Here is a 15,081-nt window from a genome sequence, read left to right on the forward strand (position 1 = left end):
AAGGCGAGCAGCCGGAACCCCGCCGGACGGCGAGCGGCCGGAATCGTCACTGTTCCTCCCGGAAGGCGAGCCCTTGCCGGCGCAGGTTGCGCGTCAGCCCGGCGACGATCGCGAACAGCACCCCGGCCACCAGCACCAGCATCACCCCGGTCGCCGCCCACGGGATGTCGAGCAGCACCCCCGGCGTGACGGCCGCCGCCTGGCCGGTCAGCACGATGTGCGGCACCACCAGCACCCCGACGACGATCGCGAGCCCGGTCCCGGCCACCAGCGACAGCCCGACCACGAACGTCTGCTCCATCGCCAGGATCCCGAACACCTGCCGCGAGTTCACCCCGAGCGCCCGCAGGATCGCGAACTCGGCCATCCGCTCCCGTGCCGCGACGGCCGCGTTGACCAGGAACCCCAGCACGGCGAAGACCAGCGCCGCCAGGAACCCCAGCATCAGCGCCCCCTGCAGCCCGCTGGCCAGCGGGTCGTTCTGCAGCGTCGCGGCCAGCGCCCGCTGGTCGAGCACGGAGACGTCCCATTCCGGATGTCTCCCGAGCGCCGCCACCGCCGCCGCGCCGTCACCGGCCAGCCACCACTCGGTGGCCGGCCGCGGCGACTGCGCCGCGGCGAGCTCGTGCGCCTGCACCGTGCTCCAGTCGGCCAGTACGGCCTTCTGCCCGGCCGGCGCGGTGGGCATCGTCGCGACGACGCCGACGACCTTGACCGTCTGGACCCGCCGGTCGATGCTGGCCTTCCCGACCTGCCCGACGCCCAGCTTGAGCGAGGCGGCCAGGTCGGCGGTGAGCACCACGGGCAGTGGCCCGAGCCGAGGCGGCGCCACGAAGGCGGCCGATCCCGGCCCGTCGCCGACGGTCATCGTGAGCGGCGGCGCGGCCACGTCGCGGCCGTCGGCGCGCAGGCCGGTCAGGGTGAGGCTCGCCTCGCTCTCCGGCGCGCCCGCGAGCAGGCCGCGCAGTGAGATCGGGTACGACAGCGCCCCGCTCCGCCCTGCCAGCGCCCGCAGGTCCACCTCGACCTGGTTGTCGCCGGGCTTGAGCACGCCGAGCGAGACCTCGCGCCACACGCCGAGCGCGTCGGACAGGACGAGCCGCAGCGGCAGGTCCGCGCTCACCCGGGCGGTCAGGGTGAGCGTGGCGGGTCGGCCGGGCAGGTCCAGCTTGCCCGCCCGGTCACCGGCCAGGCTCCGCGACAGTTCGGCGGTGGTCTGCGCCGACAGATCCGCACGAAGGTGGAACAACTGCCCCATCTTCGCGGCGTCCAGCGTGAGCAGCAGCGCGCTCTCGCCGCCGACCTCGATCTGCCCCCGGTATCCGGGGGAGGCGGCGGTCAGGCCGGGCAGGGCGGTGAACGCGGTGCCGCGCCCGAGCGCGCCCAGCTCGGGCCCGTCCGGCGGCCCCGACAGCCGCAGGTCGGCGCCGGCCTGGTGACGGGCCTGGTCGAGCTGCGAGGAACGCCAGGTGGCGGTGGTGGCCAGGGAGACGATGCCGATCGCGATGGCCATGGTGAGCAGCAGCGCGGGCCCGGCGTACTTGAGCGGCCGCCTGCTGACCTGCCACGCTCCGAGCGCGGGCGCGAGGGCGGGCCGCCTGGAGGTCACCCGTTCGGCCAGCCTGGAGACGCGCGGCACCAGCCGCAGCCCCAGCATGCCGCCCGTCAGCAGGGCCAGCGCGGGCCCGGAGATGATCAGCGGGTCGATGCCCAGCCCGCCCTGCGCGGTGGCGGTCACGGGCGCGCCGTAGCGCTGGAGCTGCCAGATGGCCAGCCCGGCCACGACCAGCAGCGCCAGGTCGGCGCCCGCCCGCTCGATGAGCCCGCGCCCGCCGCCGCGCCCGCGCGATGACTGCTCCTCCACGTACGTACGCCGCGCGCCGGCCAGCGCGGGCAGCATCAGCAGCACGGCCGCGGCCAGCGCCACCCCACCCGACACGAGGAACGTGCCCAGATCCGCTACCGGCGCAAGGCGCACTCCCGAGGCCCTGATCCAGGGCAGCATGGTGACCAGCGCGAGCAGCGGCGGCCCGAGGAACGGCGCCACGATCGCGCAGGGCAGCGCCACCAGCAGCGCCTCCCCGCCCGCCAGTGCCGCCAGCCGCACCGTGCCCGCGCCGCGCGAACGCAGCAGCGCCACCTCCATCCGGCGGTGGTCGGCCAGCAGCCGCGCCGTCAGCATCAGCGCGTACGCGGCCAGCAAGAGCAGTTGCAGCACCGGGATCAGCATGGTGGAGCGGGCCACCAGCGAGGCGGTGTCGAGCTGGGTGAGCATCTCGGGCAGGCGGCTGGCCGTCTCGCAGCCGGTGCACCCGGCGGCCTTGAGCCGGTCGCCCAGCTCGGCGACGGCGCCGGCCAGCGGGCGCAGCCGTTCCGGCGTGATGGCGCGCAGGTCGGGCACAGCGGTCCAGGTCGCGTTGACGCTGGTAGCGAACCGGCCGACGAACGTCTCACGCGCGACCATCAGCGGCCCGTACGTGGTGAAGTCGCGGCGCTCGACGCCCGTGCTGAGCAGCTGCTCGCCCGCCCAGCGTGCGCCGAACGGGTCGTCGAGCTGGAAGACGCCGACCACGCGGACCTTGACCGGACGCGGGTCGAGCCGCCCCCGCACCGTGTACTCGCGGCCCGTCTCGAACCCGGTCGCGGTGGCGGCAGGCAGCGAGATCACCGCTTCGACCGGTTCGTCACCTGTGGCTGCGGGCTTCGGCCAGGCGCCGGAGACCAGCCTGGCCTGCCGGTCGAGGCCGTCGTAGCTGCCGAACCGCAGCAGCTCGGGCAGCTTCCTGTCCTCCTGGCCGGGCATGGTGTAGGAGTCGGAGCGCAGGCTGGTGGTGACGGCGGGCGTGCTGGGATACGCCTTGGCGAGCTCGGCGCGGATGGACGCGTCGTCCTTCGGGAACGTCTCCGCGGTCACGGAGGCGCTGACGGTGACGGCGGTCTGCTCGTACGAGGCGGTCTCCATCGTCCGGCGGACACCGGCTTCGGCGATGGAGGAGGCGTACATGGTCAGCGCCACCAGCGTGGTGGTGGCGAGCAGGATCGACCCGAACGCGGCCAGGAGAAGCAACGGCTCACTGAACGCCCGTTTGACGACGAGCGGCCCCCGCATGTGTCCCCCTTAACCCCGTTTAGTGCACCTTCGAGCACGCGCGGAGCGAGGGGCAAGGCGATCTCTGCAACGGTGACTCACCCGATACGGCAGTGTGATATCGAAACCGTGACAAAGTGCTGACGGAACCGGGCCGGAAAAACAAGAACGCCGCACTCCTTCGTGGAGTGCGGCGTTGCTGTACCGGTCGCGCTTACTTGGCGGCCAGGGCCGCGGCCTGCTTGGCGATCGCGGACTTGCGGTTGGCGGCCTGGTTCTTGTGGATGACGCCCTTGCTGACGGCTTTGTCGAGCTGACGGGCAGCGACCCGCTGAAGGGCCGTGGCCTGCTCGACGTCGCCCTGCTCGGCGGCCTCGCGGAACTTGCGGACGGCAGTCTTCAGCGAGGACTTGACTGCCTTGTTGCGCAGACGAGCCTTCTCGTTCTGCTTGTTGCGCTTGATCTGGGACTTGATGTTCGCCACGAAGAAGCCTCGGTGAAGTCTGAAGTGATTGGACGGGGCGCGCGGGCTCGAGAGAGGGCGCGCCACACGCAGTTGCCCAGGCTACCAATAACCCAGGCCGCTGCTCAAATCAACGCCATCGTGTCATGTACTCGTGCCAATCTCTTTCCGTGGCCGCGAAGTCCACGTAGAGGGCCAGGCCGAAGCGCTCGCGGCGGCCGTGATCGGAGAGCGCCAGCCTGGCGCCCTCCGCCGCCATCTCGACGCTCTCGGCGGCGTCCAGCCATCCTACGCCGTGATCGTGGTAGGCGGGGGCGCCGATGAACAGGGACTTCTCGGCGGGCACCAGGTCCAGGGCGAGGCGGGCCTGGCGGGCCACATGGCCGCCGTAGAGCGACTGGAGCGGGGTGTAGGAGTCGTACGTCATGACGGCCACTTGATCCACCCGGTTCACGACTTCACGGAAATATCCCTCGGACCAGTATTTGTCGTGACCCAGCACGGCTCTGGCCGTCAGGCGCATGCCCGGGTACGGCTCGATCTGCGGGGTGGAAGTGGACAGGAGCCTCGTGTGCCGCCTGGTGCGGTCGAGCAGGTCGAGGAACTCCGTGTCCGCGTCGCCGATCGGCTCGAAGTTGTAGTGGATGCCGTCGTAGCCGGTCTTCATGATGGCGGCCACGCCGGTCAGGACGTTCGCGCGGGACTTCGGGTCGTCGAGGTCGAGGTCGTCGTCGAGGTCGGCGTCGACGGTCTGGCCGAGCCAGGCGGAGATGCGGATGCCGGGCAGCTGCTCACGCATCCAAGAGATGAAATTTCCGGCGTTGGGGTATTTAGCGGGATCTAAGCGGCCGTCGGCTTCGAACGGGCCGGAGTGGACGTACACGTCCTTGATGCCCGTGGCGCGCAGCCGTACCGCGAGCCGTTCCACATCACGCTCCGTGCGGCGGCCGTCGACCCATGCGTGGCCCAGCCAGAGTGCGTCGTTGCCCGTGCTCTTCGCCCAGGCCGCCGGGGCACCGGTAAACTGGAGGCGGAGCGCCACGGCGAGGAGGCCGACCAGCGCGACCACGATGGCCAAGGCCAGCGCGATCAGGCGCAGGCCGCGGCGGATGACGGTCCGGGCTATCACCCGGGCATGTCACCATAAAAGACTGCTCGACCTCAACCCTGTCGAAACGGACTTCGGTGCGCACTCAGCCTGGCCAGACCGACCCCGCGTTGATCCGCAACTTCTGCATCATCGCGCACATCGACCATGGCAAGTCGACGCTTGCCGACCGCATGCTGCAGATCACCGGCGTGGTCGACGACCGTTCCATGCGTGCCCAATACCTCGACAGGATGGACATCGAGCGCGAACGCGGCATCACGATCAAGTCGCAGGCCGTGCGGCTGCCGTGGGACGGCCACGTGCTCAACATGATCGACACCCCGGGGCACGTCGACTTCACCTACGAGGTGTCCAGGTCGCTGCAGGCGTGCGAGGGCGCGATCCTGCTGGTCGACGCGGCCCAGGGTATCGAGGCGCAGACGCTGGCCAACCTCTACCTGGCCATGAACGCCGACCTGCACATCATCCCCGTCCTCAACAAGATCGACCTGCCCGCCGCGCAGCCGGAGAAGTTCGCCGAGGAGCTCGCGGGGCTGATCGGCTGCGACCCGTCCGATGTGCTCAGGGTGTCGGGCAAGACCGGCGTGGGCGTGCGCGAGCTGCTCGACCACGTCGTGCAGACCGTGCCCGCGCCCGTCGGCGTCGCCGACTCCGCCGCCCGGGCGCTGATCTTCGACTCCGTCTACGACACCTACCGCGGCGTGGTCACCTACGTCCGCGTGTTCGACGGCCATCTGGGCAAGCGCGAGCGCATCCTGATGATGTCCACCAACGCCACCCACGAGACGCTGGAGATCGGCGTCATCTCGCCCGAGCCCAAGGTCGCCGACCTGGGTCTGGGCGTGGGTGAGGTGGGCTACCTGATCACCGGTGTGAAGGACGTGCGTCAGTCGCGGGTCGGCGACACCGTCACCTCGGCGGTCAAGCCGGCCAAGGGCATGCTGGCGGGCTACGAGCACCCCAAGCCGATGGTCTTCTCCGGCCTCTACCCGATCGACGGCGACGAATATCCCGAGCTGCGCGAGGCGCTCGACAAGCTTCAGCTCAACGACGCCGCGCTGGTCTACGAGCCGGAGACCTCGGCGGCGCTCGGGTTCGGGTTCCGCGTCGGCTTCCTCGGGCTGCTGCACATGGAGATCGTGCGCGAGCGGCTGGAGCGCGAGTTCGGGCTGTCGCTGATCTCCACCGCGCCCAACGTGGTCTACCGCGTGGTCATGGAGGACGGCAAGGAGCTCACCGTCACCAACCCGTCGGAGTTCCCCACCGGCGGCAAGATCGCGCAGGTCTTCGAGCCGGTCACCAAGTCCACGATCCTGGCGCCGGCCGAGTTCATCGGCGCGATCATGGAGATCTGCCAGGGGCGGCGCGGCCAGCTCCTCGGCATGGACTACCTGTCCGAAGACCGGGTCGAGATCCGCTACACGCTGCCGCTCGGCGAGATCATCTTCGACTTCTTCGACCAGCTGAAGTCGCGCACCCGCGGCTACGCCTCGCTCGACTACGAGCCCGCGGGCGAGCAGGAGGCCGAGCTGGTCAAGGTCGACATCCTGCTGCAGGGTGAGGCGGTCGACGCCTTCAGTGCGATCGTGCACAAGGACAAGGCCTACGGCTACGGCGTCGACATGGCCAAGAAGCTGCGCGAGCTGATCCCGCGGCAGCAGTTCGAGGTGCCCATCCAGGCCGCCATCGGGGCCAGGGTGATCGCCCGCGAGAACATCAGGGCCATCCGCAAGGACGTCCTGGCCAAGTGTTACGGCGGTGACATCTCGCGTAAGCGCAAACTGCTGGAGAAGCAGAAGGAAGGCAAGAAGCGGATGAAGATGGTCGGCCGGGTCGAGGTGCCCCAGGAGGCCTTCGTCGCCGCGCTGTCCACCGACTCCAGCGCCGCCGACAAGGCCAAGAAGTAGTTTTCCGCGGTCCGAGGGCCTCCGGCGTCGTTCGCCGGGGGCCCTGCGTGATGTCTTCTCGTGATGTCTTCGTCCGATCGCTAGGTGACGGTGGCGGTTACGCTGAAAGCATGGAAGTGGTACATACGGCGCGTATGGTCCTATCTCGGGTCACGGCCGATGACCTCGACGCCGTCCATGAGATCCACGCCGACCCGCGTACGAGCGTCTACCACCCGAGCGGCCCCGTGACCGACCTGGAGTCCAGCCGCGCCATGCTCGATCTGTGGCTGGCCGACTGGGAGGAGCGGGGGATCGGTTACTGGGCGGCCCGGCCGGTGGACGAACCGCTCGTGCTCGGGTTCGGCGGGCTGCGCCGCGCGATCCTGGACGGGCGCGAGGTGCTCAACCTGTACTACCGCTTCCGCCCTGCCGCCTGGGGCCACGGGTACGCGGCCGAACTGGCCAGGGCCGCCCTCGACGTCGGTACGGGGCTGGGGGAGGTCGTGGCGGTGATCAGGGACATCAATCTGCCCTCGCACCGGGTGGCCGAGCGGATCGGCATGAAGAAGGACCGGACGATCCCGTACGGAGGCGTGCCCAGCGACGTCTACGTCACCTGACCCGTCCGCCACACGTATCCCGCGAGTACCACCACTCCCATGATCGCCTGAGCTGCGATGAACGGTGCCAGTGCGGCCGGCTGCGTGAGCAGCGCCATCGCGGTGGGGAGGCAGCCGAGCAGGGCCAGGTCGGGGCCGGTGGCCGCCCAGAACAGCGGGCCCGTCGGGATGGAGCCGCCCGGGGTGTCGATGGTCGGCATCGAGTGGTCGACCGGGGCGCGCCTGGCCATCCGCAACGCGGCGGCGGCCAGCGCCGGCCCGGCCAGCAGCCCCAGCGCCCACCATCCGCCGGCGCCGGCCATCGTCACTGTGCCTGTCGCCGCGCCTGTCGCCGCGCCTGTCGCTGTGGCCGTCGCGCTGAAGCCTGCCGCGCCCGTCGCCGTCGTAGCCGCCGGTACCGCCTCGGGCAGGGCGGAAAGTGTGCTGGGCGTCAGGGCCAGGGTCAGGGCGGTGAGGGCGGTGGCTGCCCAGACGCCGCCCAGCAGGGCGGGCAGGACCGCGCGGGCCGCCAGCGCGGGGCGGCGGCCCACGCCGATGAGCCGGGCCAGAGCCGGGTTGTCGGCGTCCCTGCGGGCGCCTGACGTACCCATCGACGCCACGGCCAGCGCGCCGGCCAGCACGGCCACCCCCAGCGCCGCGGGCGGGCCGCCCGCCTGAGCCAGCACCGCGGGCAGCGCCGTCGTCGCCGCGACGGCCGCCAGCCGTCCCGGCGTGCGGGCCAGCCTGCGCCAGTCGTGCCAGGCCAGCGCGAACGGCGCGGGCAGCGACGGCCACCGCCTGGAGCCGAGCCGCCTGGCCCGCCAGCGGTTGTCCTCGGCGATCCAGGTGAGCGCGCCGGGGTCGAGGGACACGGTCGCGCTCGCCACGTGGCCGGCCCTGGTCGAGGCGTTCGCGAGGGTACGGGTGGGAATGCGATCGAGCGAGGTCCACGCCTGCCGTACCAGCAATGCGGAGAGCACCGCGGCCCCCGACGCGGCGGCGGCGAGAGCGGTGAGTGGAGCGCTCGCGGCGATCGCCGCCACCGTACGGAGCTGCCCGCTCACCGCCACCACGGCCAGCACCAGCAGCGCCGCCACCGCGCCGGTCAGCCAGACTTGCCAGGACTGGGAGACCTGCCCGAGCACGGCCAGCGCCATCCCGCCCGCCGTCACCGACACACCGAGCACCAGCGCGCCGAGCAGCCGCCACACGAGCTGGTCGGGCGCGCCCAGCACGGCCAGCAGCCCCACGCCCAGCAGCACGCCCGCCACCAGAGCGACCACACTGAGCGCGCGGGCCGTCCGGCCGAGGAGGTGACGCCGGTTCAGCGGGGAGAGCAGCAGCCAGGACGCGTCGGAGGCGGGCAGCAGCACGGGCCCCGCCGCGCGGGCCGCCGCCAGGAAGCCCGCCACGGCCAGCGCGAGCAGCGCCGCACCCGCACCCGCCCGCACCGGGTCGATCGGCCCGGCCAGGCCGGTGAGCAGGCCGGACAGCGGGCGTCCGAGCACGGCGACGATCATGGCCAGGCCGAAGACGGCGGCGTAGCGGTCGATCAGGGTGGCGGGGGTGCGGCCTCGGGAGCGGATGTACGCCCGCACCGCCCGTACACTCGCCTCCGCCCCGCTCACGCGGCCACCTCCCGCCGCACGCTCAGGCGCCCGCACGTGCTCTGGCGCCGGATGCGTCTGTGCTGGTCCATGCGCTTGTACGGGTCCGTCCGGCCGTACGTGCTCATGCCGCTCTGCCGGTTCATGCGTCTGCCCCCGCCGGAGAGATCTGCCGGGCCCGGGCGGCCAGGCCCTGGTCGTGCGTGGCCATGACGACGGTGCCGCCCTCGTCCGCGTATGCCCCTAGCAGGCGGGTCAGGCGGTCGCGGAAGGCGGCGTCCAGGCCGCGTTCCGGCTCGTCCAGGAGCAGCAAGGTGCTCGGCCTGAGCAGCGCGGCGGCCAGGCAGAGGCGCTGGCGCTGGCCGGTGGACAGGTTCAGCGGCGGCGCGTCGCCCCGCTCCGTCAGCGCGAACGCCTCCATCGCCGCGTCCACCGTCATCCTGGAACGGGCGTGCACGGCCCCCATCAGCTCCAGATGTTCGCGCGCCGTGAGCCCCGGATACCAGGCGGGCTCGTCACCCAGCAGCGCGACGCGCCCCCAGAAGGCGGCGTCGTCGGCCGGAGGCGCGCCGAACACCCGGATCTCTCCCGAGGTGGCCGGCTGGAGACCGGCCAGGCAGCGCAGGAGGGTGGACTTGCCCGAGCCGTTGGGGCCCACCACCGCCACGATCTCGCCGGGGGAGACGGTCAGGCGCAGGTCTCGGAGCACGGGGTTGCCGCCCAGCTCGACCGTGAGGTCGTCGGTGCTGATGATCGGGTCGTACATCGTTCGAGCGTATCCATCGTCGCGGTGGAGCGCGCGCGAGCCTTCTGGGTTTCGGCGGTCGGCGAACGGGGCTCGGCGGGGCGCGGATGACGGGCCGGGACGGAGGGTGAAAGGCGGGATCCCCGGCGACGCAAGGGATTCTGTCGGTGCCACCCTCTACCTTTTCATTCCGAACACCTGTGCTACTGGAGGGTGACGTGATTGCTTCTGAGCGATTCGAGCGGGCCGCGGTGCTGGGGGTGGCTGTGGCCGAGGAGACTCGGCGGCTGCTGAAGCTCCATGTGGGCGAGGGCGAGGAGGGTGACGACGGCACCGTTCTCGTTGACGTGCCCTACCCCGACGCGGCCGTGGTCACGGCGCTGCTCGACGTGGCGGCCGAGTGTTTCGGCGAACGGGGAGACTCGGTCGAGGAGACCAGGCAGGCGGCGCTGGAGACGTTGTTACAGCTGGCCGGGTTCGACGAGGAGTCGCAGCTCAACCCGGGCCGGCCAGGCCGTGACGGTAGGCGTACGTGACGGCCTGGGCCCGGTCCCTGAGGTGGGCCTTGGCGAAGAGGTTGTTGATGTGCGTCTTGACGGTGGCTTCGGTGATGTAGAGGCGGAGGGCGATCTCGGCGTTCGACAGGCCTTCGGCGATGAGGGCCAGCACCTCGCTCTCACGCGGGGTGAGCCCGTCCGGCGACTCGCCGCTTCGGCGGTCCGCCGGGCCGGGTTTCGTGCTGCTCGCAGGCTCGGCCGGCTCGGACGATGGCTGGGAGGAGGCGTAGGTCGACTGGTCGGAAGGCTTCTGCGAAGTGACGTGGGGCGGCTGGTCGGACAGCTTCTGGGGAGTGACGTGTGCCGGCTCGTCGGAAGGCTCCTGGGAAGCGGTGTGGACCGTTTCGCCGGACGACTTCTGGGAGGTGGCGTCGTGGTCCGGGGAGGGAGGGGAGATCGTGTCCAGGAGGCGGCGTTGCACCGTGGGGTCGAGCTGGGCGTCGCCGCGCATCACCGTGGCCACGGCCGAGGCGATGTCGTCGGCGTCCGCGTCCTTGGTGAGAAAGCCGCGCGCGCCCGCACGCAACGCGGCGAAGACCGACTCGTCGTCCGAATACGTGGTGAGCACGACGACCTGGGTGCCGGGGTGGGAGGCGCGGATGCGTTTGGTCGCCTCCACGCCGTCCATGCGCGGCATGCGCAGATCCATCAGCACCACGTCCGGCGACTCCGCCCCGACCAGCCGCAGCGCCGCCTCACCGTCGCCCGCCGACCCGACCACCTCGATCCCCGGCAACAGCCCGAGCAGCAACACCAGCCCTTCACGCACCACCGCCTGGTCGTCGACCACCACCACCCTGATCACCGGTGGAGCACCTCCTTGATCCCGTTCCCTTCGACCCCGATTCCGCCACCGACGACCTTGCCGCTCATACCTCGACACCCATGCCCAGACCCTTTAGCTCCATCGTCATCCCTGGCCCCGGTGCCGATCGGGGCGCGACATCCGAGGCGAGGAGAGGAGAGGCGGTGGAGGAGGCGGGCGCGCTTCCGAGGAGAAGAACTCATGCCGGCACCCTGAGGAGGAGAACTCATGCCGGCACCCTCAGGTGCACCAGGAAGACGCCGTCGCGCTCGCCCGCCGACAGCGTGCCGCCGAGAAGTTCGGCGCGTTCACGCATACCCACCAGGCCATACCCGCCTCGGGTCGATCCCGTCCCGGGCGATCCCGTCTCAGGTGATCCCGTCCGGGACGCCCCCGTTGGGGACGATCCCATCGCGGGCGATCCCGTCGGGGATGACCCCATCTCGGGCGATCCCGTCTCGGGCGATCCCGATTGGGACGAGCCCGTTTGGTACGCCCCCGTCTCGGGGGGTTCTGTCCGGGGTGACCCCTTCTCTGGGGGTTCTGTCCAGGAGGAGGGGTTGATGACCCGCAGGTCGCACCAGGCCGGGCCGAAGTCGAGTTCGACCTCGGCCGGGCTGCCCGGCGCGTGGCGGCGTACGTTCGTGAGGGCCTCCTGGGCGGTGCGCAGCATCGCGAGCTCCGTCTCCGGAGGGAGCCGGCGCTGCGGGCCCGAGATGCGCAACGTGCATGGTCTGTGGGTGATGCTCTCGAAGTTCTCCGCGAGCGAGCGCAGCGCCACGGGCAGCTCCGGAGGGTCCTCGCGCAGCGCCGACACCGCCCGGCCGGCCTCCTCAAGCCCCGACTTGGCCAGGTCGCGGGCGTGGGTGACGCGGTCGAGCGCCTCGGCCGTACGTTCCGCGCGCAGCAGCAGCTTGGCCCCTTCCAGGTGGACGAGCTGGGCGGAGAGGGAGTGGGCGAGGATGTCGTGGATCTCCCTGGCGATCCTGGCTCTCTCCGCGAGCACAGCCTCCCTCGCCTCGGCGGCCCTGGCGGCTTTGCGCTGTTTACCCGCGTAGGTGACCAGAAAGATCAGGCAGACGCTGAGAACGAGCGTGAGATCCTGCACCGGGGCGCCGGAGATCCCGCCCGCCACGATCAGCCCGGCGACGGCCAGCAGCGCGATCGCCAGCGCCCGCCCCAAGGGCAGGCGGCTCACCGCCAGGCTGACGCACACGAGCAGCGAGCCGATCGTGGCCCCGCTGTGCGTGATCGAGTTCAGGGCGATGGAGAGGAGCACCGCGAGGCCGAGCGCGATCGTTGTGGCGAGCTGCGACATGCTCGCCCCCGGCCGGCGCATTCTCCGCCACGCCTCCGAGAGAAGACCTCCGGCCGGCCGATCCTCCGTGCCCTCGCTCGGCCACACGCTCGGGCGACTGGACGGGAGCCGTGTACGTACGCTGCGCCATGCACTCTGGAGGCTGACCGCGAAGCGGGCGCATACGGCGGAAATTCTGGCCGGGAGGTTTGTGAGTAGGGTGCGCCATGCGGCGGAAACGGCGGCCGGGAAGCGTGTGCGTAGGGTCCGCCGCGCGGCTGGGAGCGAGCGTCCGGTCGGCAAGTGCGTGCGTACAGTGCGCCACACGACTGGGAGGGGATGCCCGGTGAGTCGGTGCGGGCGGGTGTCCTGCCCTGCGATCGGGAGCTTCTGCCCTGGGGCCGGGAGCTCCTGGCCTGTGGTCGGGAGCGGACTTCCGGACGACGGGGACGGCGGGGACGTGCTGGTGCTGCGCCGTGCGACCGGGGGGAAGCCGTTGCTCCCCTCGCGGTGGAAGCCGCCGTTCCCCTCGCGGTGGAAGCTGTCGTTCTCCTTGCGGTGGAGGTTCCAAGGGTGTGACAGGAACAGGACGGCCAGGAGGGAGAGGGCCAGCGCGACGGTCAGCAGGGTGACGACCAGGGGCATGCCGGTCAGGCCTGGCGCGGGTGTCGCCCGCACCAGCGCCACAACCAGGAGCACGATCACCCCCAGTCGCAATGCGACCGCGACAAACCTGGACAGCTCACGCATCACCTTTCGAAAGTATCCGGTCGCCGATAAGCGCACGGCCCCGGCGTGCGACGAGGTACGCCTGGGTGCCGAGCGTCAGGCCGAGAAACAGCAGGGCGCCGCCGGTCGAGACGGAGAGGCCGGCGGCCGTTCCCGCGAAGTAGAGGCCGACCCGGATCGCGATCGAGGCCAGCCAGGCCAGCATCGTCCAGGCTGTGCCCTTCGACCAGGCGATCCCGGCGTTGTCCAGCCACACCCGCACGCTGCTCGCACGCCATGCGCCGAGCGCCACGGCGGCGACCGCCTCCACGGCGAACAGGGCCAGGCTGAGCGCGGGCTGCCCGGTGTCGAGGAGCCCGCCGGAATTGACGCCCAGCACCACCAGGGCGGCGGCGGTGACGAGGGTTCCGGTCATGCGGGAGGCGGGCCGGGTTCGGGTCTGGCGGTAGACGGAAAGGAGGAGGGCTAGAAGGACGAGAAGGGAAATCTCCACGGTGTTCACGAGGTCCGACCGTAGGGAGACACCGCCGGAATCGGATCGACCTGCGGGTTGAGACCCCGGGTCTCCACCCTGGGGTGGAGTGCCCACCTGGGTCTTCGGTCGCACCCGGTTGTGGGGTCAGGCTGGGCCTGAAGTGTGACTGCGCTGGGCCCGGTCGTGCGGTCTCGTCGGGTGGGGTCGTGTGGTCGGGCTGCGCCTGGCGGCGTGGTCAGGGCGGAGCTGGGCGTGTAGCCGCGCTGGACCAGGTCGTGCTGGGAGTGAGGCCGGGTCGTGCGCGGCTTGGTGGCGTCTGGGCCGTCGTGGTGGGTGGCTGGGGGATGGGCGGGTTATGTGGAAGTGTGTCTGGAATGTGGGGAGGCTGCGCCCGGGGGAATGGGTGGGCGCGGCCTGCAGAGCTAGCGGAGGATCGAGTACAGGGCCGAGGTGAGGGAGGCGCGGGAGTCGTCCTGGTCGATTGACCACATCATCGACCCGCCCAGCTCCTTGAGCCGGATGTAGGCCGCCTTCTGCAGCAGCACCGCCGGATCGTCGTACGACCAGAACTCGTTCCCGTCGTACAGCCACATCGTCCCGGTGCGCAGGTCGCGGTGGCGTTGGCCGGGCTTGGTGACCAGGTCCTTGTAGTCCTCGGTGCCGGGGGCCCACTTGCCGGGGGCGGGGCCGGTGGCGGGCTTGTACAGGCCGTTTCCGCCGGCGGTGACGCCGGTCCAGCCCTGGCCGTAGGCGGGTACGCCCACCACGAGTTTGCGGGCCGGCGCCCCTCGGGAGAGGTAGTCGCGGACGGTCTGGTCGACGCTGTATTTGACCGGGTTCGGGTCGCGGCGGTCGGTGAGCAGGTTGCCGTTGTGGCCGGTCATGGGCTCCCAGGAGCCACGCAGGTCGTACCCCTGGACGGTGGCGAAGTCGAGCTGCCGGAAGACGTCGCGCACCTCGAAGCCGGCGTCGATCTTGGCGGCGGCGGCCGGGAGGAAGGCCGTGAGCTGGGCCTTCGCCGAGTAGGCGGTGAGCTGCTTGCGGAGTTCGCGGACGAAGAGGGTGAAGTTGCGCTTGTCCTCCGGCCTGATGACGTTGCCGTCGGCGCCCGAAGAGCCGGGCCACTCCCAGTCCAGGTCGATGCCGTCGAACACGCCGGCTCCCGCGCCCGGCTCCAGGCCGGGCAGGTTGCCGCGCAGCCACAGGTCGATGCAGGAGGCGGCCAGTGCGGAGCGGGACTCGGGGGTGAGCACGGCGTCGGAGAAGTGCGCGGAGCCGGTCCAGCCGCCGAGCGAGATCATCACCTTGAGGCCGCGGTGCTTGGCCTTGAGCTTGCGCAGCTGGTTGAGGTTGCCGTTGAGCGCCTGGCCCGGAGCGTCGGCGACGCCGTCGACGCTCTGCTCGGCCGGTACGGGACGCTGCCAGTCCGCCCACGGGTCGGCCGAGTAGCAGCCGCCTTCGGCGTTCACGAAGCCGAACGCGTAGTTGAGGTGGGTGAGCTTCGCGGCGGCGCCGGAGACGTCCATGTCCTTGACGTGGAAGTTCCGGCCGTAGATGCCCCATTGGATGAAGTACGCGACCCGCTTGAAGCCGGTATGGGCCTCGGCGGGCACGGCGAGCGCCGAGAGGCCGAGTAAGAGCGACAGTGTGATCAGGACCTTCTTGCGCACGGAGCGGCTCCCGGGGACTGCGCCACTTGTATAGGAAACTTTCCTA

At 71.1% G+C, this 15,081-nt stretch carries 13 protein-coding genes; 3 read left to right on the top strand and 10 right to left on the bottom strand.

Features of this window, described 5'->3' with window-relative positions:
* Nucleotides 1-46: 46 nt before the first annotated feature.
* From AB0C28_RS15365 to AB0C28_RS15375, 3 genes are all read right to left on the bottom strand, one after another.
* Nucleotides 47-3,109, bottom strand: coding sequence for an ABC transporter permease (locus tag AB0C28_RS15365; protein WP_357837217.1), 3,063 nt, complete (start codon nucleotides 3,107-3,109; stop codon nucleotides 47-49).
* 193 nt (nucleotides 3,110-3,302) lie between these two features.
* Nucleotides 3,303-3,572 carry a 30S ribosomal protein S20 gene (gene rpsT, locus AB0C28_RS15370; protein ID WP_346115452.1) on the bottom strand — a complete coding sequence of 90 codons (270 nt, stop codon included), beginning with the start codon at nucleotides 3,570-3,572 and terminating at the stop codon, nucleotides 3,303-3,305.
* A gap of 109 nt (nucleotides 3,573-3,681) precedes the next feature.
* Complete coding sequence (locus AB0C28_RS15375) at nucleotides 3,682-4,680, bottom strand: glycoside hydrolase family 18 protein (protein ID WP_358074858.1); 999 nt, start codon at nucleotides 4,678-4,680, stop codon at nucleotides 3,682-3,684.
* Between the two features lie 56 nt (nucleotides 4,681-4,736).
* Here AB0C28_RS15375 and lepA point away from each other — a divergent pair, with 56 nt between their 5' ends.
* Nucleotides 4,737-6,569, top strand: coding sequence for a translation elongation factor 4 (gene lepA, locus AB0C28_RS15380; RefSeq protein ID WP_357837211.1), 1,833 nt, complete (start codon nucleotides 4,737-4,739; stop codon nucleotides 6,567-6,569).
* A 134-nt stretch (nucleotides 6,570-6,703) separates the two neighbouring features.
* Complete coding sequence (locus tag AB0C28_RS15385; protein WP_357837208.1) at nucleotides 6,704-7,171, top strand: GNAT family N-acetyltransferase; 468 nt, start codon at nucleotides 6,704-6,706, stop codon at nucleotides 7,169-7,171.
* On the opposite strand, the gene AB0C28_RS15390 is transcribed toward AB0C28_RS15385, so the two are convergent.
* The 3 genes from AB0C28_RS15390 to ccmA are packed head-to-tail and all read right to left on the bottom strand — an operon-like array spanning nucleotide 7,159 to nucleotide 9,523.
* A complete protein-coding gene (locus AB0C28_RS15390; RefSeq protein ID WP_358074861.1) occupies nucleotides 7,159-8,778 on the bottom strand; it encodes a DUF6297 family protein in 1,620 nt (539 codons plus the stop codon). The genes AB0C28_RS15385 and AB0C28_RS15390 overlap by 13 nt on opposite strands.
* Entirely contained in the window at nucleotides 8,775-8,903 is a 129-nt protein-coding gene (locus AB0C28_RS15395) for a hypothetical protein (RefSeq protein ID WP_357837202.1), read from the bottom strand. The genes AB0C28_RS15390 and AB0C28_RS15395 overlap by 4 nt, the downstream gene beginning before the upstream one ends.
* Nucleotides 8,900-9,523 (bottom strand): heme ABC exporter ATP-binding protein CcmA, encoded by a 624-nt coding sequence (gene ccmA, locus AB0C28_RS15400; protein WP_358074864.1) that lies wholly within the window; start codon nucleotides 9,521-9,523, stop codon nucleotides 8,900-8,902. The genes AB0C28_RS15395 and ccmA overlap by 4 nt, the downstream gene beginning before the upstream one ends.
* Before the next feature lie 197 nt (nucleotides 9,524-9,720).
* Here ccmA and AB0C28_RS15405 point away from each other — a divergent pair, with 197 nt between their 5' ends.
* On the top strand, nucleotides 9,721-10,038 hold the full coding sequence (locus tag AB0C28_RS15405; protein WP_357837196.1) for a hypothetical protein: 318 nt from the start codon (nucleotides 9,721-9,723) through the stop codon (nucleotides 10,036-10,038).
* Here AB0C28_RS15405 and AB0C28_RS15410 read toward each other — a convergent pair.
* The 4 genes from AB0C28_RS15410 to AB0C28_RS15425 all read right to left on the bottom strand — a co-directional run bounded on the left by AB0C28_RS15410 (nucleotide 9,998) and on the right by AB0C28_RS15425 (nucleotide 15,035).
* Nucleotides 9,998-10,864 carry a response regulator gene (locus AB0C28_RS15410; RefSeq protein ID WP_357837193.1) on the bottom strand — a complete coding sequence of 289 codons (867 nt, stop codon included), beginning with the start codon at nucleotides 10,862-10,864 and terminating at the stop codon, nucleotides 9,998-10,000. The two genes, AB0C28_RS15405 and AB0C28_RS15410, sit on opposite strands and share 41 nt — an antisense overlap.
* Before the next feature lie 226 nt (nucleotides 10,865-11,090).
* Complete coding sequence (locus AB0C28_RS15415) at nucleotides 11,091-12,182, bottom strand: histidine kinase (protein ID WP_358074866.1); 1,092 nt, start codon at nucleotides 12,180-12,182, stop codon at nucleotides 11,091-11,093.
* 721 nt (nucleotides 12,183-12,903) lie between these two features.
* Nucleotides 12,904-13,392, bottom strand: coding sequence for a hypothetical protein (locus AB0C28_RS15420; protein WP_358074869.1), 489 nt, complete (start codon nucleotides 13,390-13,392; stop codon nucleotides 12,904-12,906).
* A 395-nt stretch (nucleotides 13,393-13,787) separates the two neighbouring features.
* Entirely contained in the window at nucleotides 13,788-15,035 is a 1,248-nt protein-coding gene (locus AB0C28_RS15425) for a glycoside hydrolase family 18 protein (RefSeq protein WP_358074872.1), read from the bottom strand.
* Nucleotides 15,036-15,081 lie beyond the last annotated feature (46 nt).

It is taken from the genome of Nonomuraea sp. NPDC048892 (assembly GCF_040649735.1).
Classification (GTDB): Bacteria; Actinomycetota; Actinomycetes; order Streptosporangiales; family Streptosporangiaceae; genus Nonomuraea; species Nonomuraea maheshkhaliensis.